At 54.6% G+C, this 26,411-nt stretch carries 15 protein-coding genes and 11 pseudogenes; 15 read left to right on the top strand and 11 right to left on the bottom strand.

Annotated features, from left to right (window positions below; translation table 11 throughout):
- Positions 1-9: 9 nt before the first annotated feature.
- The 5 genes and pseudogenes from ftsN to ACWWJF_RS04635 form a co-directional block, all read right to left on the bottom strand.
- The gene (gene ftsN, locus ACWWJF_RS04615) at positions 10-873 is read right to left on the bottom strand and encodes a cell division protein FtsN (protein WP_455868789.1); all 864 of its coding nucleotides are present in this window, start codon (positions 871-873) and stop codon (positions 10-12) included.
- Positions 874-953: 80 nt separating this feature from the next.
- Positions 954-1,964, bottom strand: coding sequence for a DNA-binding transcriptional regulator CytR (gene cytR / locus ACWWJF_RS04620; RefSeq protein WP_455870929.1), 1,011 nt, complete (start codon positions 1,962-1,964; stop codon positions 954-956).
- A gap of 488 nt (positions 1,965-2,452) precedes the next feature.
- Entirely contained in the window at positions 2,453-2,803 is a 351-nt protein-coding gene (locus ACWWJF_RS04625) for a DUF1283 family protein (RefSeq protein ID WP_455868790.1), read from the bottom strand.
- Between the two features lie 159 nt (positions 2,804-2,962).
- Positions 2,963-3,247 (bottom strand): annotated as a pseudogene (locus ACWWJF_RS04630) (NADP-dependent 3-hydroxy acid dehydrogenase); the annotation flags it as partial.
- Between the two features lie 171 nt (positions 3,248-3,418).
- Positions 3,419-3,924, bottom strand: a pseudogene (locus tag ACWWJF_RS04635) (IS3 family transposase); the annotation flags it as partial.
- Positions 3,925-4,048: 124 nt separating this feature from the next.
- On the opposite strand from ACWWJF_RS04635, the gene ACWWJF_RS04640 reads away from it, so the two are divergent.
- Entirely contained in the window at positions 4,049-4,276 is a 228-nt protein-coding gene (locus ACWWJF_RS04640; RefSeq protein ID WP_455868791.1) for an IS4/Tn5 family transposase DNA-binding protein, read from the top strand.
- A 140-nt stretch (positions 4,277-4,416) separates the two neighbouring features.
- On the opposite strand, the gene ACWWJF_RS04645 is transcribed toward ACWWJF_RS04640, so the two are convergent.
- Positions 4,417-5,588, bottom strand: a protein-coding gene (locus ACWWJF_RS04645) for an IS3 family transposase (RefSeq protein ID WP_455868792.1) whose coding sequence is annotated in 2 segments (ribosomal slippage) — positions 4,417-5,342 and positions 5,342-5,588 — 1,173 coding nt in all. Because the reading frame shifts where the segments join, the coding sequence is not laid out codon by codon here.
- Between the two features lie 73 nt (positions 5,589-5,661).
- Here ACWWJF_RS04645 and ACWWJF_RS04650 point away from each other — a divergent pair.
- Positions 5,662-6,813: pseudogene (locus ACWWJF_RS04650) on the top strand (IS4 family transposase); the annotation flags it as partial.
- A gap of 340 nt (positions 6,814-7,153) precedes the next feature.
- On the opposite strand, the gene priA reads toward ACWWJF_RS04650, so the two are convergent.
- Positions 7,154-9,349, bottom strand: coding sequence for a primosomal protein N' (gene priA, locus ACWWJF_RS04655; RefSeq protein WP_455868793.1), 2,196 nt, complete (start codon positions 9,347-9,349; stop codon positions 7,154-7,156).
- A gap of 341 nt (positions 9,350-9,690) precedes the next feature.
- Between priA and rpmE the strand changes: the two genes are divergently transcribed.
- Positions 9,691-9,906 (top strand): 50S ribosomal protein L31, encoded by a 216-nt coding sequence (gene rpmE / locus ACWWJF_RS04660; protein WP_455868794.1) that lies wholly within the window; start codon positions 9,691-9,693, stop codon positions 9,904-9,906.
- A gap of 83 nt (positions 9,907-9,989) precedes the next feature.
- Here the strand turns inward: rpmE and metJ are convergent, their stop codons facing one another.
- Complete coding sequence (gene metJ, locus ACWWJF_RS04665; protein ID WP_455868795.1) at positions 9,990-10,307, bottom strand: met regulon transcriptional regulator MetJ; 318 nt, start codon at positions 10,305-10,307, stop codon at positions 9,990-9,992.
- Between the two features lie 366 nt (positions 10,308-10,673).
- Between metJ and ACWWJF_RS04670 the strand changes: the two are divergent.
- Positions 10,674-10,802, top strand: a pseudogene (locus tag ACWWJF_RS04670) (O-succinylhomoserine (thiol)-lyase); the annotation flags it as partial.
- A 6-nt stretch (positions 10,803-10,808) separates the two neighbouring features.
- Here ACWWJF_RS04670 and ACWWJF_RS04675 read toward each other — a convergent pair.
- Entirely contained in the window at positions 10,809-12,140 is a 1,332-nt protein-coding gene (locus tag ACWWJF_RS04675; protein ID WP_455868786.1) for an IS4 family transposase, read from the bottom strand.
- A gap of 126 nt (positions 12,141-12,266) precedes the next feature.
- On the opposite strand from ACWWJF_RS04675, the pseudogene metB reads away from it, so the two are divergent.
- From metB to ACWWJF_RS04695, 4 genes and pseudogenes are all read left to right on the top strand, one after another.
- Positions 12,267-13,313, top strand: a pseudogene (gene metB, locus ACWWJF_RS04680) (cystathionine gamma-synthase); the annotation flags it as partial.
- Positions 13,310-15,745: pseudogene (locus ACWWJF_RS04685) on the top strand (bifunctional aspartate kinase/homoserine dehydrogenase II). The pseudogenes metB and ACWWJF_RS04685, both read left to right, overlap by 4 nt.
- A 294-nt stretch (positions 15,746-16,039) precedes the next feature.
- Positions 16,040-17,191: pseudogene (locus ACWWJF_RS04690) on the top strand (ABC transporter ATP-binding protein).
- A gap of 43 nt (positions 17,192-17,234) precedes the next feature.
- The gene (locus ACWWJF_RS04695) at positions 17,235-17,753 is read left to right on the top strand and encodes an extracellular solute-binding protein (protein WP_455868796.1); all 519 of its coding nucleotides are present in this window, start codon (positions 17,235-17,237) and stop codon (positions 17,751-17,753) included.
- Positions 17,754-17,866: 113 nt separating this feature from the next.
- Here the strand turns inward: ACWWJF_RS04695 and ACWWJF_RS04700 are convergent, their stop codons facing one another.
- Positions 17,867-19,198, bottom strand: a complete 1,332-nt coding sequence (locus tag ACWWJF_RS04700) for an IS4 family transposase (protein ID WP_455868797.1) — start codon at positions 19,196-19,198, stop codon at positions 17,867-17,869.
- 122 nt (positions 19,199-19,320) lie between these two features.
- Here ACWWJF_RS04700 and ACWWJF_RS04705 point away from each other — a divergent pair.
- The 7 genes and pseudogenes from ACWWJF_RS04705 to ACWWJF_RS04735 form a co-directional block, all read left to right on the top strand.
- A pseudogene (locus tag ACWWJF_RS04705) lies at positions 19,321-20,022 on the top strand (extracellular solute-binding protein); the annotation flags it as partial.
- 72 nt (positions 20,023-20,094) lie between these two features.
- Entirely contained in the window at positions 20,095-20,934 is an 840-nt protein-coding gene (locus tag ACWWJF_RS04710; RefSeq protein WP_455868798.1) for an ABC transporter permease, read from the top strand.
- A pseudogene (locus tag ACWWJF_RS04715) lies at positions 20,931-21,738 on the top strand (ABC transporter permease). Before ACWWJF_RS04710 ends, ACWWJF_RS04715 begins: the two are co-directional and overlap by 4 nt.
- Positions 21,735-22,739 (top strand): LacI family DNA-binding transcriptional regulator, encoded by a 1,005-nt coding sequence (locus tag ACWWJF_RS04720; RefSeq protein WP_455868799.1) that lies wholly within the window; start codon positions 21,735-21,737, stop codon positions 22,737-22,739. Before ACWWJF_RS04715 ends, ACWWJF_RS04720 begins: the two are co-directional and overlap by 4 nt.
- Before the next feature lie 43 nt (positions 22,740-22,782).
- On the top strand, positions 22,783-23,544 hold the full coding sequence (locus ACWWJF_RS04725) for a phosphodiesterase (RefSeq protein ID WP_455868800.1): 762 nt from the start codon (positions 22,783-22,785) through the stop codon (positions 23,542-23,544).
- 175 nt (positions 23,545-23,719) lie between these two features.
- A pseudogene (gene metF / locus ACWWJF_RS04730) lies at positions 23,720-24,613 on the top strand (methylenetetrahydrofolate reductase).
- A 70-nt stretch (positions 24,614-24,683) separates the two neighbouring features.
- A pseudogene (locus tag ACWWJF_RS04735) lies at positions 24,684-25,135 on the top strand (IS5 family transposase); the annotation flags it as partial.
- Between the two features lie 8 nt (positions 25,136-25,143).
- Here ACWWJF_RS04735 and ACWWJF_RS04740 read toward each other — a convergent pair.
- Positions 25,144-26,312, bottom strand: a protein-coding gene (locus ACWWJF_RS04740) for an IS3 family transposase (RefSeq protein ID WP_455868801.1) whose coding sequence is annotated in 2 segments (ribosomal slippage) — positions 25,144-26,057 and positions 26,057-26,312 — 1,170 coding nt in all. Because the reading frame shifts where the segments join, the coding sequence is not laid out codon by codon here.
- Positions 26,313-26,411 lie beyond the last annotated feature (99 nt).

Raw genomic sequence — 26,411 nt, forward strand, 5'->3', positions numbered from 1 at the left:
TAGGAGTTTTCAACCCCCGGCAGCGAGAGGAATGCAGTTTGCTACGCCAGCGTCTTTCAGGCGCGATAACATTTTGTCGGCGGTGGCGCGATCTTTATACGGCCCTAAAGTGATGCGATTCCAGCCGCCACTGCTGGCGATACGGCTTTCGATACCGGCAAAAGCCAACTGTGCGCGCACTGATTCTGCCGGTTCCAGCGTTTTAAACGAACCACACTGTAACATCCAGCGCTGTGCTTTTTCTGGTTTGGGCGTTTCCGGCTGCTTCGCAGTTTCCACCTGTTTTGGCGTTTCCTGCTTAGGTGTAGCGTGCTGTGTCGCGGGAGCTGTGACGGGCGCACGTGTATTCACGGGCGGCTGCGTCACCGTCGGCGTGGTTGCTACCGGCGGTACCACCACGGCTTTAGGTGCTGTGATGGTGACCTGGGAGCGAGGCACCGGCGTTTGATCGTTGTAAGGCACTTCTGACAGCTGTGTCGGCGCACGGCGCATATCCGCCTGCATCTGTTCTAGCAGTTGGCGTTGTTCTTGCGTGAGTTGGACCGGTGATTTGATTTCTCCACCGGAATTGGGTGCCGTTGGCTCAGGAACACCCAACTGACGATTCTCCAGTTCTTTAATATAACGCCAGCGCTCTTCCGGCTTCGGTGGCAGACCATTGCCGTTGTTGGTGGCGCTGCGCGGTAGCACGGGCGACTCAGCAGGCTTGTTGTTGGCGATAAAATAGAGTCCGCCCGCAAAGGTCACCAGAACGGCAACAGACAGCATTATCATGAGCTTAGAGACGCCCGACGAAGAGCCACCTCTTCGACTGGTTGTCTTTTTTCGTTGTGCGCCTGAGCGCCCACGGCTGACGTAATCTCGTTGTGCCACTGTCGTTTCGCTACAAATGAAATGAAAGATTTAGGGAGCATGTTACTGAACCCTAAAAACTTTGACCAGCACCGGAATTCTTAAACCCGATAACGAGCGTAATTTGGTGTAGCCGTGCTGTCACGAATAACCAGTTTGCTGTTGAGTAACCGTGAACCGCTGGGCACCGGATGGCCCTGCAATTGTTCCAATAGCAGATGCATGGATTCACACCCCAATTCATAGCGGGGTTGGGCGACGGTAGTGAGCGCTGGGAAACAGTATTGTGCCTGTTCGATATCATCAAAACCCACCAGCGACAGGTCTTTGGGAACATCCAGCTTCATTTTTTTCGCTTGAGAGAGTACCCCCATCGCCATCATGTCGCTGTGGCAAAATATGGCGCTGGGCGGTGCCGGGTGCTTCATCAGCATCATCAGCCCGTTCACGCCGGTTTTATAACTGAAGCTGCCGCGATAGATATACTGATTATCCACTTGAATGCCGCTGCGGCGCAGCGCCTGAATATACCCTTGCAAGCGGTATTCGCTCAAATGCATGTTTTCGGGACCCGCGATACAGGCAATACGGCGATGTCCGAGCCGGTGCAGATAATAAACGGCATCAAAGGCGGCGGTGAGATTATCGATGTGCACCGTCGGCAATTCCAGATCGGGTGAGAACTCGTTGACCATCACCATCGGCGGCATGTTGCGCCGCTCCTCTTTGCTGGCATTAAACGGCAGATTGGCCCCGAGCAGCAACATGCCATCAATCTGCTTGGTGATAATCAAATCCACGAAGGACTTTTCTTTGTGATGCTGGTGAGCGCAATCGCCAATCAGTACCAGATAGCCTTGTTTTGCGGCGGTTTCTTCGATACCACGCAGGACATCGGTAAAAAAGGGATCGCAAATATCTGGCACAATCGCGAGCAGCGTGCGTGACTCGCTGCGTTTTACGTGACGGGCAAGAGCATGCGGCGCGTAACCCACGGTGAGCACGGCTTGTTCAACCCGCTTACGCGTTTGGCTCGAGACCTTCTCCGGGTTCATTAACGTTCGGGAGACCGTGGCCGTCGATACACCCGCGACCTCTGCCACGTCTTTCATCGTCGCCGGCGTGGTGTCATTTTTATAGTCCAACGCGGTTCTCCTTGCATCGTATGCGATTGGCGAACAGGACGGCGGCACGCTCGCCGCCCGATTTTTTTGCCCGAGAGGCTTATACCCATATCGTTATACACATCTTTTGGCCATTTTTTGAACAGGATGCTCAGAACCCCGTGAATTAAGGCATTCAAGCCATCCCATTGGCTTTTTGAGGTTCAAAATGCCACTCTGAGATAAACCCGTAACTCATTGATTAAACAGTGCGTTAGAAAGATGTGTATAACGATATGGCTTATACCGGGTTTGTTTATGCCCATAACCAGAACAGAATCCGTAACAGGAGCAGCAGAATTGGAAAGCATAAAGACAGAAAAAAACCAGAAAACAGAACAACGTGATGCCGTGAACATGAACGCGATATCTGGTCTGTGATTCAGTCAGAACAAAATGCCTGGCGTTGAAGCCGGGCATAAACGCAATAGATAAGCTCAAGGCGTTATCGCACGACCCGTGCGGCGATCCAGGCAGCGGTCACTATTGGCTTCCCAATAGGCATTAACGTTGCTGCTGGTATTACATTTCTCTTGCAAATCAATGAATTTTTCGAACTTGTCGAATTCTTTCTCTCTGCGGTTATTCACTTTGTTACGCAGTGAACGGGTGCTATCCCATTGCTCTTTGCTTTGACGCGCCGCTTCTTTGGAGAGCGCACTATCGCCTGATTCCACAATGATGTGGCGGGTATCTGCGAGAGCATTAGCCTGCCATGCACCGGCAAAAACGACCAGCGACAGGGGGAACAGTGCACGTCGCAGTAATTTGAGGGTTTGATGGTTCATGTTTCATCCTGACGAACTAAAGGGTGATGACCCGCGATGTTTCCACAAACGCGCTGATTACGCGGGTGTTAGCATCGCAACAAAACATTATAGCATTCTTGTCTGCAATAACTCTATAACACCACGCGCATCCTATTACATCGACAAGGGAAATAAGTTTTATGCGTCTCGATGTACGCTCAACCCCGCATAGGATGGGCTCACCGGCATCATCTCCAAAGTATTGATATTGAAGTGTGCAGGCAGCGTTGCCACCCAGAACACGGCTTCAGCAACGTCCTCTGCGGTTAACGGCTGAGTGTTGTCGTAGGTTTTGGAAACCTTGTCCTCATTGCCTTTGAATCTGACCGATGATAATTCGGTGCCGCCAACCAGCCCCGGCTCGATATTGGTAACACGTACCTGAGTGCCGAACAAATCAGCACGCAGGCCCAGGCTAAACTCATATCGTTATACACATCTTTCTAACGCACTGTTTAATCAATGAGTTACGGGTTTATCTCAGAGTGGCATTTTGAACCTCAAAAAGCCAATGGGATGGCTTGAATGCCTTAATTCACGGGGTTCTGAGCATCCTGTTCAAAAAATGGCCAAAAGATGTGTATAACGATATGACTCGAAGCCATCTGAGCACCAGCGCATATCGCTCTCTGCTACCGCGATTTTGCCTTTATGCTCCCGCTTCGGACGTTCAGTTTTATCATGCAACAACAGCAGGTTATGCTCGCTCATTATCCTGTAAAGCCGTTTGGCGTTCACCGGTGGAAGTCCCTCTGCACGACGTTGCTTACGCAGGATACCCCACACTCGGCGGTAACCGTAACTGGGCATGTCGCTGATGATACGGAGGATGTCCGATAATATCTCAGCATCAGCTTCGTCATTACGCCGGTTGCTGCGCCTGTCCAGCCAGTCGGCAGAACGGTTAACCCGCAGTGACAGCTGCGCACGCGACACGCTCATGGCGCGGCTGACCAGAGCTATTCCCCGTCCTTTGGCAACAAGGGCGCGTGCGCTATCCATTTTCGCGACTGGCGGTACTCCACTGCTTCTTTGAGGATCTCAACTTCCATCGTCTTCTTACCCAGAAGGCGCTGTAGCTCCCGGACCTGCTTGAGGGCACCTCGTTATACACAAGTCCGCAACGCCTTATATGCCAAGGGTTAGCGGGCTGAAATAGGCAGCCGGTGGGGTTGTAAATGAAGTGAAACCGACGTGTACTATCGCCATTTACGGCGCTGAAAAATGACACGGGATTCAGATGGCTGGGCACACCAAGAACTGGAAGGGGTAAATCTTGGTGACACGAGGCTCAATAAGCGTGCCAAAGGGCTTTTGATACGGCTGGCTGAGAATCCGCAAGCCAGCATTCCGCATGCGTGCCTCGGATGGTCTGAGACGCTGGGTGCTTACCGCTTCATGGAGAACTGTAGTGGTCAACTAATATTGGCCACCGCATTAGACTGTATGTAGAACAGTCGCTCAGATTCGTTTGGAGTTAAGCCCATATCGTTATACACATCTTTCTAACGCACTGTTTAATCAATGAATTACGGGTTTATCTCAGAGTGGCATTTTGAACCTCAAAAAGCCAATGGGATGGCTTGAATGCCTTAATTCACGGGGTTCTGAGCATCCTGTTCAAAAAATGGCCAAAAGATGTGTATAACGATATGAGTTAAGCCGCCGTTATACCAGTGAGGCCGGATAGCGCTGTAATACCCCGTGATGTAGCGGATAATCGCGTCCTGGGCTTCGCTGAAGCTGTTGTAACCCTTTGTCGGCACCCATTCTGTCTTCAGGCTGCGGAAGAACCGCTCCATTGGCGCATTATCCCAGCAGTTACCCCGCCGACTCATACTCTGCTTTATCCGGCAGCGCCACAGGGCTTGCCGGTATTGACGGCTGGTATAGTGGCTGCCCTGGTCGCTGTGGAACATGACTCCTGTTGGTTGTCCCCGGAGTTCCCAGGCCATCTGCAACGCTTTAACTGTCAGCGCCGAGTCCGGCGACGTCGAAATGGCCCAGCCCACCGGTTTGCGGGCGAACAGATCTAGCACCACCGCAAGGTAAGCCCAGCATTTGCCCGTCCAGATGTAGGTCACATCGCCGCACCAGACCTGATCCGGCGCGGTAACCGCGAACTGGCGGTTGAGATAGTTCGGTATTTCAACGAGTTCATTGCCGCCGCGTTTGTATTTGTGAGCCGGTCGCTGGCAGCTGGCGATACCCAGCTCCTTCATCAGCTTGCCAGCCAGCCAGCGCCCCATTTTGACACCGGAGCTGCCGGTGACGATGGTCGCGATACTTCGAGCGCCGGCAGAGCCGCCGCTGGCGTTCCAGGCTTCCATGACGCGGCTACACTTAACCACGCGCTCACCGTCGGGTTCATTAGCGGAAGCCTGCCAGTGCCTGTAGCTGCTGCGATGTACCTCAAAAGTTTGGCACAACGCCGTGACCGGGTATCGCGCCCTCAGCCTGTCGACTACCGTGAACCGTTGAGTGAGTCCGACATTAAGAGCGCCGTAGCCTTTTTTAGGATTTCGTTCTCCATTTCAAGGCATTGGACTTTTTTCTTCATCTCACGCAGCTCGAGCTGTTCAGGGGTAAGAGGAAGTCCCGTTGGCGTTTTTCCCTGTCGTTCAAGGCGAAGCTTATTGACCCAGCGACTAATGGCAGAATGGCTGACATTAACCGCCTCTGCGGCCTTAACGTATGTGTAGCCGTGGTCGACAACCAGCTTTGCGGCTTCGAGCTTAAATTCCGCCGTAAAATGTTTACCCATGAGGTCACCTGTCGTGTTGATGAGGTGAGCATATCACCTCCGCTCAGGTGGCCAGTATCAGTGTGCCACTACAAACCAAGCATTCGAATGGCGAGACATTCTGCAACCTCACTGGCAGCGTACGCAGGAAAGGATCCGAGAACACGAGGTTGTGCTGTGTATCCAAGACACTACCGAGCTTGACTTCAACGGGCAGCAAATCCAAGGCTTGGGTCCCTTGAACTACGAAGCCAGGCGTGGTCTGTACCTGCATCCGACCTACGCGGTCAGTCCGGATCGCGTGGGGTTGGGCGTACTGGATGCGTGGATGTGGGCAAGAGAGCCGAAGGATGCAGACGGAAAACGCGATGGGCTCAAGGAGAGTACGCGCTGGCTCGAGGGATACGAGCGAGTTGCTGAACTCGCCTCGGAGTTGCCAAACACACGTCTGGTGTACTTAGCCGATCGCGAAGCGGATATCAAGGCGTTGATGCAGCTCGCTGATGACCTTGGCACTCCGGCTGACTGGTTGATCCGCTCGACTCATAATCGCAGTCTGGACTGTAATGAGAAGCTTTGGCAGAAGGTTGGAAAGACCGTGCCGGTGGGAGAAATCCAATTCGTTATGGCGGCTCGCGCGGGGTAGAAGGCGCGTACGGTGAAACAGGCGCTGCGCGTGAAGCGAGTGTCGCTGCGTTGCGGGTTGGCAGTGACTTGTGTGATAGCCAAGGAAATTGAGCCGCCAGCAGGCGTGAAGCCGGTCGAGTGGCGGTTGCTGAGCAATCGCGTACCTGAAGGACGAGAAGATATCGTGGAGCTGATCGACTGGTATCGGGCTAGATGGGAAATCGAGATGTTCTTCAATGTGCTGAAGAACGGCTGCTGTGTCGAAGCGTTACAATTATCGACCGTGGATCGCATTGAGCGGGCATTGGCGCTGTTCATGATCGTGGCATGGCGCATCGCCTATTTAATGCGTATGGGACGAACCTGTCCAGAGCTGGACGCAATGTTGTTCTTTGATTCCGACGAGACTCATGGCGCTTACCTACTGATGAACAAGCGTATGCCCAAGGGCCGCCCTAAGCTAAACGAAGTATTGCGCTTAGTTGCGCAACTGGGAGGCTTTCTTGCTCGAAAAGGCGACGGTGAACCAGGCGCAAAAACTATCAGGAAAGGCTTGCAGAAAGTCATGACGGCCGCCGAAACGCTACGCGCGCTCAGGCATGAACAGAGATGTGTATAACGAGGTGGCTTATACCCATATCGTTATACACATCTTTTGGCCATTTTTTGAACAGGATGCTCAGAACCCCGTGAATTAAGGCATTCAAGCCATCCCATTGGCTTTTTGAGGTTCAAAATGCCACTCTGAGATAAACCCGTAACTCATTGATTAAACAGTGCGTTAGAAAGATGTGTATAACGATATGGCTTATACCACCCATTTTGCTAAGGATACTGTTTCTCTGCCTACGCTTAACAGATGGCGCGCAAGTTTTGCTGCTCAGATTGCATAAAAGATGTGACGGATGTCGTTTTTTCGGCACCGTTCGCATTTTTTCGTGGTGCGTTAACGACGGCGATCAGTTATCAGTGGGGTCGACATCCAACACCCATTTCACTTTTCGCGCTTCGGGCAGTAGCGGGATAAGCGGCAGTGAGGCTTTAACGACACGCTGAAGCGTGGCGCGGGAAGGGTGCTGCAACAGCAATTGCCAGCGAAAGCGCCCGGCGCGTTTGGGCTGCAATGCGGGAACCGGGCCGAGCAGCCAGAGCGCGTCATCCTTGAGCGGGCTGCTTTCCAACAGGTTGCGCAGTTGCTGGAGGAAAAGCGGCGCATGCTGATTATCGTGATCGCCGGCGCGGAACAGAATGTGGCTGGTGTAGGGGGGCAGAAACACGCTCTGGCGTTCTTTCAGCGTCTGACTGGCGAAGGCATCGTAGCCCTTTTGTAGCAGCAATTGCAGTAACGGATGGTCAGGGTGATGGGTTTGCAGCACCACTTCGCCGCTCTTTCCGGCGCGTCCGGCACGTCCGGAAACCTGCGTATAGAGCTGGGCAAAACGTTCTGTTGCACGAAAATCGGCAGAAAACAGCGAGCTATCGACATCCAGCAGCGCCACCAGCGTGACATCCGGGAAATGGTGTCCTTTTGCCAGCATCTGCGTTCCGATAAGAATGCGCGCATCTCCTTGACGCACCTGCGCCAGTTGCTGTTCCAGCATGCCTTTGCGGCTGGTGGTGTCGCGATCGATACGGGTAATTGGCACATCGGTGAACAGGGAGGTCAGCGATTCCTCTAACTGTTCGGTGCCCAAACCAACTGGCATCAGATGCGTTGAACCGCAGTGCGGACACTGCTGCGGCACCGGACGCTGGCTGTCACAATGGTGGCAACGGAGCTGACGCTGCTGCTGGTGATAGGTGTAATAGTGCTCGCAGCGCTGGCATTCCGCGATCCAACCGCATTCGTGGCACATCACCACCGGCGAAAAACCCCGGCGATTAAGAAACAGGATGACCTGATTGTTGTGTTCCAAATGGTGGCGAATGCGGGTAATCAGCGGCTGTGACAGGCCGCTGGTGAGCGGTAATCCTTTGACATCGAGGATATGCTGGCGCGCAGGTTGTGCATTGCCCGCACGCTTGTGTAGCGTGAGCTGACGGTATTTGCCGTTCTGCACGTTGTAGAGCGTTTCCAGCGCCGGCGTGGCGGAGCCGAGCACGATGGGAATATTTTCCTCTCTGGCGCGGAACACCGCCAAATCACGCGCGTGATAGCGCCATCCTTCGTGCTGTTTATATGAGCCGTCGTGCTCTTCATCGATGATGATCATTCCCAGGCGAGCAAACGGGGTAAACAGCGCAGAGCGGGTGCCGATAACAATCGCGGATTCTCCGCTGCGTGCGCGCAGCCAAACCGCCAGACGTTCGCTGTCGTTCAGACCCGAGTGCAGCACATCCACTGGCGCGATGAAGCGTGCGCGGAAACGGGCAATGGTCTGCGGCGTCAAGCCGATCTCGGGCACCAGCACCAGTGCCTGCTTGCTTTGTGATAACACGTTTTCCAGCGCGCTCAGGTACACCTCGGTTTTTCCGGAGCCAGTGATCCCGGCCAGTAGCCAGGCGGTAAAATGGCTGTCTTCGCTGCGAATAGCGCCCACTGCGGTCGCCTGCTCGGTATTGAGGCGCAGTCGTTCATCATGGGTGATGGGCTGATGACGCCAGTCTTGCACCTCCGCGTCGATGGCCTTGAGATCGCACAACCCTTTGGTGCGCAGTGCCTGCAATGCGGTCTCCGTTAGACCGGATTCATTCACCTGATGGCGGTACAGCGCACCTTGTATCAGGGCTGCCAGCGCCTGCTGCTGTTTGCGGGCTCGCGCCAGCGTGGCGAGCGGTGTGGCTTTACCTTGTTCGGTGGCGAACCATTGCCAGAGCGGAGCGCGATGGGCAGGTTTGCCCTGTCGCAGCAAAATCGGCAAAGCGTGGAACAGCACCTCACCTATAGGATAGTGATAGTAGCCCCCGGCCCAGAGAAGAATGCGCCACAGGCTGTCAGGGAAAAGAGGCTGCGCATCGAGCACGTCGTGAATGGATTTGAGCTGTTCTACCGGAAGTTCGCTGCGATCGCTGCACGCAACGACAATACCAATTGCCTTGCGGTTGCCAAAAGGCACGCTGACGCGCACGCCCGGCAATGGCGTCATGCCTGCGGGCAGCAGGTAATCGAATGTGCGTGCCAGCGGCACGGGCAATGCGACCTGAACGATGGACATGCTTTCTCCGGCTGATAACTCTGGCGCTCTGCTGTTTTCCCTGCACAGCGCAGCCCGACGGTACGATGTGTTACCGCTCCGCGGACGTCATGGGGGCTTGCGCCGCCAGTGTACAGGTTGCAGACTAAAATGTGTTACCTGATTGCATCGGCTGGCTAATTTCTGTATGATTCGCCGCCTTTATACGACTTTGCTATGCGTGGTGTAATGACCGGCGCGATGGCGAAGCGTATACTGATCGTAGAGAGTCAATGTACAGTACTGTGCTTACAGTGCTTAACTTCGTGTGGTGTCTGGCGAAACAGGGCTGGATAGCGACACGGCCTTAACAGAGGTTTGCCATGAAAAAAGGTATTCACCCGAATTATGTAGCGATTACTGCAACGTGTTCTTGCGGTAACGTTATCAAAACCCATTCTACCGTGGGTCACGATCTGAACCTGGACGTTTGTGGCGAATGCCACCCGTTCTATACCGGTAAACAACGTGTTGTTGACACCTGTGGTCGTGTTGAGCGCTTCAACAAGCGTTTCAGCGTGCCGGGCAGCAAAAAATAAGCGTCCGCGCATAAACAATAAAGGCACCCGAGGGTGCCTTTATTGTTTCTATCGCCAGAGCGGTATACCACCCGATCAACAGATCAATATTCCCTCGTATCCGGGTCAATCCCCATCTCACGCATGATTGCCTTGGCCACCTCAGGGATTTCATCGCTGCGCTCTTTACGCAAATCCTGGTCATCCGGTAGTGGCTGGCCGGTAAATGCGTGCAGAAACGCTTCGCACAATAATTCACTGTTGGTTGCATGGCGCAGGTTATTGACCTGACGTCGGGTGCGCTCATCAGTCAGGATTTTCAGCACTTTAAGCGGAATCGAGACCGTGATCTTTTTAACTTGCTCGCTCTTTTTACCGTGTTCAGCGTAAGGGCTGACATACTCGCCGTTCCACTCAGCCATGGGATACCTTAAAAATATAGTCGTCAGGAAGATAAAACCGTCATGATATGAGGGTAATTCTAACGGGATTTCCGTCAATGCTCAATCTATACGCAAAGAAGTTTAGAAGTCTAGATGTATTGACGTCCGTTGAGCTTGGGATTACTCTTGAGAGCCTATACCCATATCGTTATACACATCTTTTGGCCATTTTTTGAACAGGATGCTCAGAACCCCGTGAATTAAGGCATTCAAGCCATCCCATTGGCTTTTTGAGGTTCAAAATGCCACTCTGAGATAAACCCGTAACTCATTGATTAAACAGTGCGTTAGAAAGATGTGTATAACGATATGGCCTATACCCTGCCGCCAGTTAGGAAAATGACCATGACGCGTAAACAAGCAACGATCGCTGTTCGTAGCGGACTTAATGATGATGAACAATAAGGCTGTGTAGTTCCGCCGATTCATCTCTCCAGCACCTACAACTTCACCTGTTTCAACCAGCCCAGAGCCACCTCGTTATACACATCTCTGTTCGTGCCTGAGCGCGCGTAGCGTTTCGGCGGCCGTCATGACTTTCTGCAAGCCTTTCCTGATAGTTTTTGCGCCTGGTTCACCGTCGCCTTTTCGAGCAAGAAAGCCTCCGAGTTGCGCAACTAAGCGCAATACTTCGTTTAGCTTAGGGCGGCCCTTGGGCATACGCTTGTTCATCAGTAGGTAAGCGCCATGAGTATCGTCGGAATCAAAGAACAACATTGCGTCCAGCTCTGGACAGGTTCGTCCCATACGCATTAAATAGGCGATGCGCCATGCCACGATCATGAACAGCGCCAATGCCCGCTCAATGCGATCCACGGTCGATAACTGTAACGCTTCGACACAGCAGCCGTTCTTCAGCACATTGAAGAACATCTCGATTTCCCATCTAGCCCGATACCAGTCGATCAGCTCCACGATATCTTCTCGTCCTTCAGGTACGCGATTGCTCAGCAACCGCCACTCGACCGGCTTCACGCCTGCTGGCGGCTCAATTTCCTTGGCTATCACACAAGTCACTGCCAACCCGCAACGCAGCGACACTCGCTTCACGCGCAGCGCCTGTTTCACCGTACGCGCCTTCTGCCCCGCGCGAGCCGCCATAACGAATTGGATTTCTCCCACCGGCACGGTCTTTCCAACCTTCTGCCAAAGCTTCTCATTACAGTCCAGACTGCGATTATGAGTCGAGCGGATCAACCAGTCAGCCGGAGTGCCAAGGTCATCAGCGAGCTGCATCAACGCCTTGATATCCGCTTCGCGATCGGCTAAGTACACCAGACGTGTGTTTGGCAACTCCGAGGCGAGTTCAGCAACTCGCTCGTATCCCTCGAGCCAGCGCGTACTCTCCTTGAGCCCATCGCGTTTTCCGTCTGCATCCTTCGGCTCTCTTGCCCACATCCACGCATCCAGTACGCCCAACCCCACGCGATCCGGACTGACCGCGTAGGTCGGATGCAGGTACAGACCACGCCTGGCTTCGTAGTTCAAAGGACCCAAGCCTTGGATTTGCTGCCCGTTGAAGTCAAGCTCGGTAGTGTCTTGGATACACAGCACAACCTCGTGTTCTCGGATCCTTTCCTGCGTACGCTGCCAGTGAGGTTGCAGAATGTCTCGCCATTCGAATGCTTGGTTCTCCATGAAGCGGTAAGCACCCAGCGTCTCAGACCATCCGAGGCACGCATGCGGAATGCTGGCTTGCGGATTCTCAGCCAGCCGTATCAAAAGCCCTTTGGCACGCTTATTGAGCCTCGTGTCACCAAGATTTACCCCTTCCAGTTCTTGGTGTGCCCAGCCATCTGAATCCCGTGTCATTTTTCAGCGCCGTAAATGGCGATAGTACACGTCGGTTTCACTTCATTTACAACCCCACCGGCTGCCTATTTCAGCCCGCTAACCCTTGGCATATAAGGCGTTGCGGACTTGTGTATAACGAGGTGGCCCAGAGCCCATGATTACTCGCGTCGCGGTAACCCGACGCGTGATGTGGTGCAGCGTGCGTTGGCGGAATTGGAAGGCGGGGCTGGATCGGTAATGACATGCAGCGGCATGTCAGCCATTTTGCTGGTGTGCACTGTGTTTCTGCGCCCGGGTGATTTGTTGATTGCGCCTCATGATTGCTATGGCGGTAGCTACCGTTTGTTTGACAGCCTCAGTAAGCGCGGTGCATTTCGCGTAAAATTTGTCGATCAGGGGGATTCGACCGCGCTGGCAGCGGCACTGGAAGAGAAACCCAAACTGGTGCTGGTGGAAAGCCCCAGCAACCCGTTGCTGCGTGTGGTGGATATCGCCGCCATTTGTCAGGCAGCGCGTGATGCGGGTGCGGTCAGCGTGGTAGATAACACCTTCCTGAGCCCGGCGTTGCAACGTCCGTTGGCATTGGGGGCGGATTTGGTGGTTCACTCCTGCACCAAGTATCTCAATGGCCACTCCGATGTGGTGGCTGGCACGGTGATTGCCAAAGATCCGGCGGTGGTGACGGAACTGGCTTGGTGGGCGAACAATATTGGTGTGACGGGAGCGGCGTTTGACAGTTATCTGCTGCTGCGCGGATTGCGTACCCTTGGCCCGCGTATGGCCGCTGCGCAGAAAAATGCGCTGCAACTGATTGATTACCTGAAAACGCAGCCGCTGGTGAAAAAGTTTTATCACCCTTCGCTGCCGAACAATCCCGGTCATGAGATTGCACGTCGTCAGCAGTCCGGTTTCGGTGCCATGTTGAGCTTTGAACTGAACGGTGATGAAGACACCCTGCGCCGTTTCCTGGGGGAGTTGGAACTGTTTACACTGGCAGAATCGCTGGGCGGCGTGGAAAGCCTGATTTCTCATGCAGCCACCATGACCCATGCGGGCATGGCACCGGAAGCGCGTGCGGCAGCAGGTATCTCCGAAACTCTGCTGCGTATTTCGGTCGGCATTGAAGACGGTGACGATCTGGTTGCCGATCTGGATCGAGCATTCCGGGTGGCAACTGAGGGAACAGCATGATTGCGTTAGGCGTATCAGCGGCGGTTTCTGGCCGCCAACTGCATAAATTTGGCGGCAGCAGTCTGGCAGATGTGAAGTGTTATCAACGTGTCGCAGGGATTATGGCCGAGTATAGCCGCCCCGGCGATTTGATGGTGGTGTCAGCCGCTGGCGGCACAACCAACCAACTAATTAGCTGGCTGAAACTGAGCCAGAGCGATCGTCTGTCTGCCCATCAGGTGCAGCAGGCGCTGCGTCGTTACCAAAGCGATTTGATTGCCGGTTTGCTGCCTGCGGATGCCGCAGAGCGGTTGACAACTCTTTTTATCCGCGATCTGGAGCGTCTGGCGGCGCTGCTGGATGGTGGCGTGACCGATGCGGTTTATGCCGAAGTGGTGGGGCACGGTGAAATTTGGTCTGCGCGCCTGATGGCGGCGGTACTGAACTTGAGCAATATCGATGCCAACTGGCTGGACGCCCGCGACTTTTTACGCGCTGAACGGGCTGCACAGCCGCAGGTCGACGAAGGTCGCTCCTGGCCGCTGCTGCAACAGTTGTTGACGCAGCATGCGGGGCAAAGGCTGGTGGTGACCGGTTTTATCAGCCGCAACGAGGCCGGTGAAACAGTCTTGCTGGGGCGCAACGGCAGTGACTATTCGGCGACGCAAATTGGTGCGCTGGCGGGCGTGGAGCGTGTGACCATTTGGAGCGATGTGGCCGGTGTTTACAGTGCCGATCCCCGTAAGGTGAAAGATGCCTGTTTGCTGCCTCTGCTGCGCCTTGATGAGGCCAGCGAACTGGCGCGTCTGGCGGCGCCGGTGCTGCATGCACGCACCTTGCAGCCAGTGTCAGCAAGCGATATCGATCTGCAACTACGTTGCAGTTACAACCCGGAACAAGGCTCTACGCGCATTGAACGCGTGTTAGCATCGGGCACGGGGGCGAAAATTGTCACCAGCCACGATGACGTTTGCCTGATCGACGTGCAGATTCCTACACAGCATGATTTTGCACGCGTGCACAAAGAGATCGAACAATACGTTAGCCGTGCGCAAGTGCGCCCTCTGGCGATTGGCGTGCACGCCAATCGCAATCTGGTGCAGTTGTGTTAGACCTCGGAAGTGGTGGACAGCGCCTGGCATGCATTGGAACAGGCCGGATTGCCCGTGACGTTCACGCTGCGTGAAGGATTAGCGCTGGTGGCCATGGTTGGGGTCGGCGAGTGCCGTAACCCGCTGCACAGCCACCGTTTTTATCAGCAGTTAAAAGATCAGCCCATCGAGTTTGTTTGGCAGTCCGACGATGGCATTAGCCTGGTAGCGGTACTGCGCGTGGGCCCGACGGAGCATTTGATCCGTGGTTTGCATCAGTCGTTATTCCGTGCAGAAAAACGGATCGGGTTGGTTCTGTTCGGCAAGGGCAATATTGGCTCCCGCTGGCTGGAGCTGTTTGCGCGCGAGCAGGCGCTGATTTCGGCGCGTACCGGTTTTGAGTTTGTGCTGGCCGGCGTAGTGGACAGCACGCGTAGCCTGCTGAACTATGACGGGCTGGAAGCCAGTCGCGTGCTGGCCTTCTTTGATGATGAAGCGCAGGAGCGTGACGGTGAAGATCTCTTCCTGTGGATGCGTGCTCATCCCTACGATGACCTGGTGGTGTTGGATGTGACCGCCAGTGAATCGGTATCAGATCTCTATCTCGATTTCGCCAGCTACGGTTTTCACGTGATCAGCGCCAACAAGATTGCGGGGGCATCCAGTGGCGATCGTTATCGCCAGATCCGCGATGCCTTTGCCAAAACCGGACGTCACTGGCTGTATAACTCTACGGTGGGTGCAGGGCTGCCGGTGAACTATGCGGTGCACGATCTGCGCGATAGCGGTGACAGCATTTTAGCCATCAGCGGCATCTTCTCCGGCACTTTGTCGTGGCTGTTCCTGCAATTTGATGGCAGCGTACCGTTCACCGAACTGGTGGATCAGGCCTGGCAACAGGGGCTGACGGAGCCGGACCCGCGCGTCGATCTTTCCGGGCAGGACGTAATGCGCAAACTGGTGATTTTAGCGCGCGAAGCGGGTTATGACATCGAACCCAACCAGGTGCGGGTGGAATCACTGGTGCCTGCGGGCAGTGAAGCGGGGTCGATCGATCAGTTTTTTGAAAATGGCGATTCGCTCAACGAGCAGATGGTACCGCTTCTGGAAGCGGCGCAGGAAATGGGGTTGGTGCTGCGTCACGTAGCGCGTTTCGATGTCAGCGGCAAAGCGCGTGTGGGCGTGGAAGCGGTGCGACCGGATCATCCGCTGGCTTCCCTGCTGCCGTGTGACAACGTATTCGCGATCGAAATCCGATGGTATCGCGACAACCCGCTGGTGATTCGCGGGCCGGGTGCCGGGCGCGATGTAACGGCCGGGGCGATTCAGTCGGATCTCAATCGATTGGCGCAATTGCTGTAATAAACGCCTCTGAAACAGGGCGGCCTTTGGCCGCTCAGATTGATGACAAAACCATTTTGCCCCTCATCATCCTCGGCGAAAGTCGGGGATCTCTGTGAGAAGAAACGCGTTTCACCTGCAAGAGATTCCTGTCTGCGCGGAAATGACCGTTTTAGATATGTTTATTAGCTACCTCAGTGGCCCTCTCCGCTGAGGTTCTTTACTTGTCACTGAAATGTCATGGCGTTAACACGTCGTTGACATCATTACCCCGGACAATCGGCTGCATCGAAAGGTTTGTTTGGGTGAACAGGTGTGCAAAATAGAAGATCTTCTTCCGCTGCGCTAACGCCGCATATTACGGTCGATCACCTGCATGCCGGGTACGGCGCTACGCCTGTTTTAAATGATATTCACCTGGAGATTGCTCAAGGGGAATTTGTCGCGCTGCTCGGTGCCTCTGGTTGCGGCAAAACCACCTTGTTACGCACTATCGCAGGATTTGCGGCACCGGATGCCGGTGCGGTTCTGGTCAACGGCCAGGATATTACCCACTATCCGCCGGAAAAACGCGGCATGGCACTGGTGTTCCAAAGCTACGCACTGTGGCCGTATATGACGGTGGCGCAACACATTGCCTAAGGACTCAAATTACGACGTATGCCGAGAGCGGAGATTGCCCGCCGTGTGACCCAGCTTGAAAACATGCTGGGACTGACCGGATTGGGGTCGCGTAAACCGGCACAGCTCTCCGGCGGCCAGCGTCAGCGCGTCGCTCTGGGGCAAGCATTGGCGATACAGCCAGACATCTTGCTGCTTGATGAGCCCCTCTCCAATCTGGATACCCGCATTCGCTTGCAACTGCGCGACGAGATTCGCGCTTTGCAGCAGCGTTTGGGCCTTACGGCCATTCACGTGACCCACGATCGTGAAGAAGCCATGGTGATGGCGGATCGTATCGTCATCCTGCACCAAGGACGTGTGATGCAGGCGGGCAGCCCGCAACAGGTTTACCACCACCCGGCCAGCGCCTTTGTCGCGGCGTTTATGGGGGCTGAAAACCAACTGATGCTGGAAGCCTACTATGACGGCGATCGGTTGACGCTGCGTGGCGATGAGCAGGGTGCGGCGCTGGTGCCACGGCATGCGGCGTTGCAACCCGGCACGGTGGAGGCGCGCTTTCGTGCCGAAGTCGCACAGCTCTACGATGCGACACAGGCGCCGCCTGCGGCTCCCGGCATGCTGGTGCGTCAGGGCACCGTGTTGGCACAAAGCTATCCGGGTGGTCATTGGCAGCATACGGTTGTCAGCGGGATATGGCGGATGCAGGTGCATGCCTCTGCGCCTTATGACGTTGGTCAGCGCGTAGAGGTGCAGATCCCGGCTGAGGCGCTATTCCTGTTTCCTGCATCTGACATGCCAGCCCCATTCGCTTCAACATCACTGGCTTGTGCTTCTCACGATTAGCTTCCTGGCCTGACTACCCAATCTTGTACTGGAGACCACTGACATGAAACGCATTTTTGCTGTAACGCTCATGATGAGCGCTTCACTTTCTGCTGCGCAGGCGCAAGGGCTGACCGTGTTGACGGCTGGCGATCAAAACATGGTCGATTATGTGAACGACTATCTGGGGCCGCTGTTTGAGCAACAGCATCCTGGCGTCAAAGTCAGAGCCGTCGGCACCGGACCTGGCGATGCTGGCTCGCAGAAGATCTTTGAGCGCTTTAACGCGCAGCAAGCCGCCGGCAGCAAAGTCTGGGATACCGACGTAGCCGTGGTGCATGAAAAATTTGTCGGCCCGATGGTGAAGGAAGGCCAACTGCTGCAATACCGTGATGCGATTGCGAGTGGCAAGTTAGTCACTATGGCGGCGGCAGATAAAGCGTTAGGCAGTGATGTCAAAGGCTATGTGATGCCGATGTTCAGCAGCCAAACCGCACTGGCCTATAACCATATCGTTATACACATCTTTCTAACGCACTTTTTAATCAATGAGTTACGGGTTTATCTCAGAGTGGCATTTTGAACCTCAAAAAGCCAATGGGATGGCTTGAATGCCTTAATTCACGGGGTTCTGAGCATCCTGTTCAAAAAATGGCCAAAAGATGTGTATAACGATATGGCCTATAACCCACCTCGTTATACACATCTCTGTTCGTGCCTGAGCGCGCGTAGCGTTTCGGCGGCCGTCATGACTTTCTGCAAGCCTTTCCAGATAGTTTTTGCGCCTAGTTCACCGTCGCCTTTTCGAGCAAGAAAGCCTCCCAGTTGCGCAACTAAGCGCAATACTTCGTTTAGCTTAGGGCGGCCCTTGGGCATACGCTTGTTCATCAGTAGGTAAGCTCCATGAGTCTCGTCGGAATCAAAGAACAACATTGCGTCCAGCTCTGGACAGGTTCGTCCCATACGCATTAAATAGGCGATGCGCCATGCCACGATCATGAACAGCGCCAATGCCCGCTCAATGCGATCCACGGTCGATAACTGTAACGCTTCGACACAGCAGCCGTTCTTCAGCACATTGAAGAACATCTCGATTTCCCATCTAGCCCGATACCAGTCGATCAGCTCCACGATATCTTCTCGTCCTTCAGGTACGCGATTGCTCAGCAACCGCCACTCGACCGGCTTCACGCCTGCTGGCGGCTCAATTTCCTTGGCTATCACACAAGTCACTGCCAATCCGCAACGCAGCGACACTCGCTTCACGCGCAGCGCCTGTTTCACCGTACGCGCCTTCTGCCCCGCGCGAGCCGCCATAACGAATTGGATTTCTCCCACCGGCACGGTCTTTCCAACCTTCTGCCAAAGCTTCTCATTACAGTCCAGACTGCGATTATGAGTCGAGCGGATCAACCAGTCAGCCGGAGTGCCAAGGTCATCAGCGAGCTGCATCAACGCCTTGATATCCGCTTCGCGATCGGCTAAGTACACCAGACGTGTGTTTGGCAACTCCGAGGCGAATTCAGCAACTCGCTCGTATCCCTCGAGCCAGCGCGTACTCTCCTTGATCCCATCGCGTTTTCCGTCTGCATCCTTCGGCTCTCTTGCCCACATCCACGCATCCAGTACGCCCAACCCCACGCGATCCGGACTGACCGCGTAGGTCGGATGCAGGTACAGACCACGCCTGGCTTCGTAGTTCAAGGGACCCAAGCCTTGGATTTGCTGCCCGTTGAAGTCAAGCTCGGTAGTGTCTTGGATACACAGCACAACCTCGTGTTCTCGGATCCTTTCCTGCGTACGCTGCCAGTGAGGTTGCAGAATGTCTCGCCATTCGAATGCTTGGTTCTCCATGAAGCGGTAAGCACCCAGCGTCTCAGACCATCCGAGGCACGCATGCGGAATGCTGGCTTGCGGATTCTCAGCCAGCCGTATCAAAAGCCCTTTGGCACGCTTATTGAGCCTCGTGTCACCAAGATTTACCCCTTCCAGTTCTTGGTGTGCCCAGCCATCTGAATCCCGTGTCATTTTTCAGCGCCGTAAATGGCGATAGTACACGTCGGTTTCACTTCATTTACAACCCCACCGGCTGCCTATTTCAGCCCGCTAACCCTTGGCATATAAGGCGTTGCGGACTTGTGTATAACGAGGTGGCCTATAACCCGACGCTGGTGTCGAACCCACCGAAAAGCTATGACGAACTGCAACAGTGGGCGGCAGCCCACCCAAAACAGTTCGGCTATAACGGCATTAAAGGGGGCGCGTCGGGCGTCAGCTTTGTGATGGGATGGGTTTACGCTTACGGCGGCGATGCCAGCAAGCTGATGAACGGCCCCTTTGAAGAAGCGGAAGCACAGAAATGGCAACCGGCTTTTGATCGCCTGAAAGCCTTCAATAAAAACGTCACCCTGACGCCGGGCAATGCGAGCACGCTGGATATGCTGAGTCGGGGTGAGATTGCCATCGGCCCAGTGTGGGTAGACATGTTTTACTCGTGGAAAGCGAACGGCCAGTTGCCGGATAACTTTAAACTTCTGCTGCCTGCACCGGGCATGCCTGGCCAGCCGATGCACTACGTGATCCCGGCACAAGCCCCCAATCGTGAACTGGTCCAGCAGTTTGTTGAACTGGCGACCAGCCCGAAAGTACAGGCGCAGGGCATTGTTGAACGCTTCAACTGGTATCCGGGTATCGATGCCAAATACGTTCAATCGGAACTGAAGCCGGAAGTCTGGCAGCGTCTCTTTACCGATATTTCACCGCAGGATCTGGCGACCAAAGGAAAAACTTTCCCCATCGCACCGTATAACGCCGCGATCCTCAATGCTTATGAGCGCGCGATGGCGCAGTAATCGCCCGCATTATTGACCTGATTTATTGATAGCATCCTTCCCGGCCTGTCTAGCCGGGAAGGGGAGAACTGCATGTTACCACTCCCTTCTTTTTCTTCTCGTCTAGCTGGTATTGCGCTGGTACTGCCTGCGCTACTGGTGGTGGCGCTGTGCTTTATCGCTCCGCTCGGACTGTCCGTTGGCGGAGCCTTTGTTAGCGAGCAGGGCATCGGTGGGGCCAATTTTGTTACCGCGTTGACGCTCTACACCCCGGATATTTTGTTTACGTTGCTGATAGTTGGCGTGTCTACGTTACTGATTGGCCTGTTTTCCGTGTTGATCGGTGGTTACCTGACGCTGGGTGAAAATCCGCGTTGGGTCGCACTGCTGCGCTGGGTTTATCGCTGGCCGCTGTTTATTCCGTTTATTGTCACCGGACAGATTTTACGCACCTTTCTGGCCAAAAACGGCTGGCTAAACGGGGCATTGGATATGGTGGGTATCGTCTATATCGCCAGCGCCAGCAACTGGCTTGACTGGCGCGGTATCGTGTTTGCCTTTGTCTGGAAACAGACGCCGTTTGTGGCGCCGCTGGTTTCTGGCGCAATGGCATCACTGGACCGCGGGACGATGGAGTCAGCGCGCAATCTTGGCGCGGGTCGGCTGCGTATTCTGTTCGAAATTGTGGTGCCGCAGGTGTGGCACACGTTGCTGACCGGCTTGATTCTGTCTTTCGTGACCATGATGTCGGTGCTGTCGGTGCCGCTGATGATCAATGCGCAATCCCCAACGCTGCTGAGCGCCAATATTGCCTTTCGTATCAACGCCTATGGTGATTACGGCGTGGCGAATGCGCTGGGTGCCATCTCGCTGCTGATAACGGCGGTATTTGCGATTATCTATCTGCGTATCAGCATTAGGGAGAAAGCATGAAGCGCATATTGGGATGGATTGCTCCGGCGCTTATGATGGGCGTTATGATTTTTCTCATCTTTGGTCCGTTAGCTAACTTGCTGCTGTGGGCAGTGGCGGAAAAAATGGTTTTATCCGCACCTGTTGCCCACTGAATGGGGTTTTGCTTTTTGGCGGCGCGTATTCTCGGCGCGCAGCGTTGCCTGGGAAGCACTGGGCAATAGTGTGCTGGTGGCGATATGCACGGTGCTGGCCTCGCTGGCGCTGGCTATTCCCGTCGGGTATGCACTGGCGCGACTGGCGTTGCCTGCGCGCGGCGTTATTCTGCTGATTTTTCTGATTCCACAAGCGTTTCCCTATCTGACGGTATACGTGAATATCGCTCGCCTGTTTTATCAGTGGGGGCTGAACGGCACGCTGTTTGGCGTGGTGTTAGTGCATATGGTGCATGGGTTAGTGTTCGCGGTGTGGATTGCTTCAGCGGCGTTTGCCGCTATCAGCCGTGAGATGGAACAGGCCGCCCGTTCGATTGGGGCTGGGCCGTGGCGCACGTTTATCGATATCTCCCTGCCGCAAGCACTTCCGGGGCTGATGGCGGCGGCCATATTTGTCTTTCTGGAATCGTTGGATGAATTCACGGGCAGCTACTTTGTCGGCGCGCCGGATGTGCAGATGATGCCGTTGATGCTGTACAGCGCCGGGGCGGGCGGCAATTATCAGATTGCGTCGATAACCGCACTGGTATTACTGGTGCCTTCCATTGTTTTCATGCTGATGGTGGAACGTTTCCTGAAAGCAGACGTGTTGGCGAGGATCGGTAAATGAGCATCAACAAACAGCGTTATGTCAGCGCGCAGGATGTGGCGCGCCGGGCGGGGGTATCGCGCTCGGTGGTGTCGCGCAGCTTCACACCGGGTGCAAGCGTTTCGGCAGAGACTTACGCCAAAGTGATGGCGGCAGCGCAGGAACTGGGCTATCAGGTCAACGATCTGGCGCGCGGTCTGCTGGCGAACAGCAGCCGTTTAGTGGGATTGGTGGTTACACAGCCGGAAGTGGGTTTTCGTGCCAATCTGGTCGCGGCACTTTCTCAGGCACTTATTCAGCGCGGTTCGATTCCGGTGCTGATCAACACTGGACACACACGCGGCGCGATGGCCGCAGCTCGTTCTATTCTGTTCGGCCATCGTGCTGAAGCGACTATCTTTTTGTCTGGCTCCCCGCCGCAGGAATTTGTTGAACTGGCGCAGTTGAACGGCCAGCCGTTGATCGTCATTGGACGCAATGACGATGCCTGCGACAGCGTGCATATCGACAATGACACAGCGGCACGCACGGCGGCGCGCTTGTTCGCCGCTGACGGCAGAAAACAGTTGGCACTGATGGGCTCCGCATCAGCCACGCCGAACATTGTTGAGCGTGAGCAGGCGTTTTGCGATGAAGCGCGCACGCTGGGATTGGATGTGAGCACGGTACGTGGCGTCGAATCAGACTATGCGGGGGGGCTTGGTGCCTGTCAGTCGCTGTTTGCACAATCGCCGGTGGATTGGCCGGATGCCGTATTTTGTATCAACGATTTAATGGCGTTTGGCGTGATTGATTGTGCGCGTCAGCGAGGATTGTCTGTCCCTAACGATCTGGCGGTTATCGGTTTCGATGATATTCCTGCCGCTGGCTGGAATGCCTATTCGCTGACCACCTTCCGTCAGAATCCGATGGTGATGGCCGCACAGGCGCTACAGCTGCTGGAACGTCGACAAGCACAGCCGCAGGCACCAACCAGCAAAGCCGAGGTCAGCGCGCCGCTGGTACGCCGCCAATCGGCCTGAATATCTTGAACATGCCACGCATTGTGATGCACAGAGGGAAACCATGAAAATCATTCAGCTCTCCGACCTTCATTTAACGACGCCAGGTAGTGTGTTGCACGGACGCGATCCGCTGCAACACTTTCAGGCAGCAATCGCGGATATTAATACGCATCAGCGTGATGCTGCGCTGGTGGTTATTTCCGGCGATCTTTCCGATGATGGCAGCGCGGCATCTTACGCCGCCCTCGCTGATACGCTGGCGGAATTGCAGGTTCCTTGGCGCGTGACGTTAGGAAACCATGATGACAGGGCGGCCTTCTTGCGCGCGTTTCCCGCGTTAGCCGATGAGCATGGTTTTATCCAAAATGTCACGAACCTCGGCGATCATTGTGTGATCCTGCTGGATTCACTGCAAAGTGGTGATGTCGCGGGAAACCTGTGCAGTATGCGCTTACAGTGGCTGGAAGGGCAGCTACGCCGAGCTCAGGACAAAGCGGTATTGTTGTTTTTGCATCATCCGCCGATGCCCATCGGCTTGCCGTCGCTGGATGAGGTGCGGTTAGCGCCGGACGCCGCCGACGCGTTGCATCAATGCTGTCTGCGTTATGGCAACGTTCGGCATATTGCCGCAGGCCATGTGCACCGTCCTGCCAGCGGTAACTGGCGCGGCTTCACCTTTACTACGGTGCGTGGCACCAACCATCAGTCTGCACTGCGTTTTGTCCCCGGTTTTGACATCAGCCAGGAAACGCCGCAGTACGCTATTTTCTGGGTAACGACGCAGGGGCATACCGTACATTTCAACGACGTTCCCGTCCTGTAAGGTGGGACGAGACAGCATGATGAAAAAAATTCATTTACCTTGAGCAATCATCAACAGTTTTTAAACGAAATTCGTTAACTCTTGGTTGAGATTCCGTTATTTTCTATATGGAAGTCTAAACGTATAGACGTTCGATAAATAATGACGGTAACGTGACGACAAGGGTGGCAAGGGTATGAGTTTTTTTCACGCAAACCAGCGGGAAGCGCTGAATCAAATCCTGGCGGAGATCCAGGGGCAAATCAATGTTTCCTTTGAATTTTTCCCGCCGAAAACAAGCGAAATAGAAGATACGCTGTGGAACTCAATTGACCGCTAGAGCAACCTGAAACCCAAGTTTGTTTCTGTTACTTATGGCGCAAACTCTGGCGAACGTGACCGTACTCACAGCATTATCAAGACGATCAAAGAGCGTACCGGACTGGAAGCTGCGCCGCATCTGACTTGTATTGATGCTTCCCGCGAGCAACTGCGTGAGATCGCACAGGATTACTGGCAGAGCGGTATCCGTCATATTGTGGTCCTGCGTGGGGATTTACCGTCGGAAGGGGGTAAACCAGACATGTATGCCGCTGATTTGGTGAGCCTACTCAAAAGCGTCGGTGATTTTGATATCTCGGTCGCGGCTTATCCGGAAGTTCATCCGGAAGCCAAAAGCGCGCAGGCCGATCTGATTAACCTGAAGAAAAAGATTGATGCGGGTGCGAATCGCGCCATCACGCAGTTCTTTTTCGATGTGGAAAGCTATTTACGTTTTCGCGATCGCTGCGTCGCAACGGGCATTGATGTAGAGATTGTGCCGGGCATTCTGCCGGTCTCCAACTTCAAACAACTGCAACGCTTTGCCACCATGACGAACGTGCGCGTGCCGAACTGGATGACGGCAATGTTCGATGGACTGGATAACGATGCTGACACCCGCAAAATGGTGGGCGCGGCCATCGCCATGGACATGGTGAAAATCCTCAGCCGTGAGGGTGTGAAAGATTTCCACTTCTATACGCTCAACCGTGCGGAGTTGAGTTATGCGATTTGCCATACACTGGGTGTAAGACCTGCTGCCAACTGATCAAAAGCTAGGCTGTGTCCCTTAATCCCATGAGTTATACTAACTGTTTGTTTCTACATCATTTTGAACTATGGCTCGCTACGACCTTCCCGATGAAGCATGGGCTATCATCCAGCCCTTACTCCCTGCTGAACCAGCAACACCACAGGCCGGACGCCCATGGGCTGAGCATCGCATGATTATCAATGGCATGTTCTGGGGGCTGTGCTCTGGTGCCCCATGGCGTGATTTACTTGAGCGATACGGCCCATGGAAAACCGTTTATAACCGCTTTAACCGATGGTCAAAATCGGGAGTCATTAACATTATTTTTAATAAGTTACTTTCATCACTTGATGCCCATGGCCTCGTGGACTGGTCAGCGACTGCGCTGGATGGTAGCAATATCAGGGCGCTGAAATGTGCTGCCGGTGCTCAAAAAAACATCCCTATATCACCGGAGATAATGGTCTGGGTCGCTCTCGAGGTGGTTTTGGCACCAAAATCCATATGGCTACAGACGGAAGTGGTCTTCCGTTAAACTGTAGTGGTCAACTAATATTGGCCACCGCATTAGACTGTATGTAGAACAGTCGCTCAGATTCGTTTGGAGTTAAGCCGCCGTTATACCAGTGAGGCCGGATAGCGCTGTAATACCCCGTGATGTAGCGGATAATCGCGTCCTGGGCTTCGCTGAAGCTGTTGTAACCCTTTGTCGGCACCCATTCTGTCTTCAGGCTGCGGAAGAACCGCTCCATTGGCGCATTATCCCAGCAGTTACCCCGCCGACTCATACTCTGCTTTATCCGGCAGCGCCACAGGGCTTGCCGGTATTGACGGCTGGTATAGTGGCTGCCCTGGTCGCTGTGGAACATGACTCCTGTTGGTTGTCCCCGGAGTTCCCAGGCCATCTGCAACGCTTTAACTGTCAGCGCCGAGTCCGGCGACGTCGACATGGCCCAGCCCACCGGTTTGCGGGCGAACAGGTCTAGCACCACCGCAAGGTAAGCGCAGCATTTGCCCGTCCAGATGTAGGTCACATCGCCGCACCAGACCTGATCCGGCGCGGTAACCGCGAACTGGCGGTTGAGATAGTTCGGTATTTCAACGTGTTCATTGCCGCCGCGTTTGTATTTGTGAGCCGGTCGCTGGCAGCTGGCGATACCCAGCTCCTTCATCAGCTTGCCAGCCAGCCAGCGCCCCATTTTGACACCGGAGCTGCCGGTGACGATGGTCGCGATACTTCGAGCGCCGGCAGAGCCGCCGCTGGCGTTCCAGGCTTCCATGACGCGGCGACACTTAACCACGCGCTCACCGTCGGGTTCATTAGCGGAAGCCTGCCAGTGCCTGTAGCTGCTGCGATGTACCTCAAAAGTTTGGCACAACGCCGTGACCGGGTATCGCGCCCTCAGCCTGTCGACTACCGTGAACCGTTGAGTGAGTCCGACATTAAGAGCGCCGTAGCCTTTTTTAGGATTTCGTTCTCCATTTCAAGGCATTGGACTTTTTTCTTCATCTCACGCAGCTCGAGCTGTTCAGGGGTAAGAGGAAGTCCCGTTGGCGTTTTTCCCTGTCGTTCAAGGCGAAGCTTATTGACCCAGCGACTAATGGCAGAATGGCTGACATTAACCGCCTCTGCGGCCTTAACGTATGTGTAGCCGTGGTCGACAACCAGCTTTGCGGCTTCGAGCTTAAATTCCGCCGTAAAATGTTTACCCATGAGGTCACCTGTCGTGTTGATGAGGTGAGCATATCACCTCCGCTCAGGTGGCCAGTATCAGTGTGCCACTACAGTTTCCTTCAGGTGATCTACTATTCG

Source organism: Symbiopectobacterium sp. Eva_TO, assembly GCF_053848865.1.

Coding starts and splice junctions, on each gene's coding strand:
- priA (WP_455868793.1), bottom strand. CDS start 9,349: ATGTCCATCGTTCAGGTCGCATTGCCCGTGCCGCTGGCACGCACATTC.
- ACWWJF_RS04710 (WP_455868798.1), top strand. CDS start 20,095: ATGTTACCACTCCCTTCTTTTTCTTCTCGTCTAGCTGGTATTGCGCTG.
- rpmE (WP_455868794.1), top strand. CDS start 9,691: ATGAAAAAAGGTATTCACCCGAATTATGTAGCGATTACTGCAACGTGT.
- ACWWJF_RS04700 (WP_455868797.1), bottom strand. CDS start 19,198: ATGACACGGGATTCAGATGGCTGGGCACACCAAGAACTGGAAGGGGTA.
- metJ (WP_455868795.1), bottom strand. CDS start 10,307: ATGGCTGAGTGGAACGGCGAGTATGTCAGCCCTTACGCTGAACACGGT.
- cytR (WP_455870929.1), bottom strand. CDS start 1,964: ATGAAAGACGTGGCAGAGGTCGCGGGTGTATCGACGGCCACGGTCTCC.
- ACWWJF_RS04640 (WP_455868791.1), top strand. CDS start 4,049: ATGACACGGGATTCAGATGGCTGGGCACACCAAGAACTGGAAGGGGTA.
- ACWWJF_RS04695 (WP_455868796.1), top strand. CDS start 17,235: ATGAAACGCATTTTTGCTGTAACGCTCATGATGAGCGCTTCACTTTCT.
- ACWWJF_RS04675 (WP_455868786.1), bottom strand. CDS start 12,140: ATGACACGGGATTCAGATGGCTGGGCACACCAAGAACTGGAAGGGGTA.
- ACWWJF_RS04625 (WP_455868790.1), bottom strand. CDS start 2,803: ATGAACCATCAAACCCTCAAATTACTGCGACGTGCACTGTTCCCCCTG.
- ACWWJF_RS04725 (WP_455868800.1), top strand. CDS start 22,783: ATGAAAATCATTCAGCTCTCCGACCTTCATTTAACGACGCCAGGTAGT.
- ACWWJF_RS04720 (WP_455868799.1), top strand. CDS start 21,735: ATGAGCATCAACAAACAGCGTTATGTCAGCGCGCAGGATGTGGCGCGC.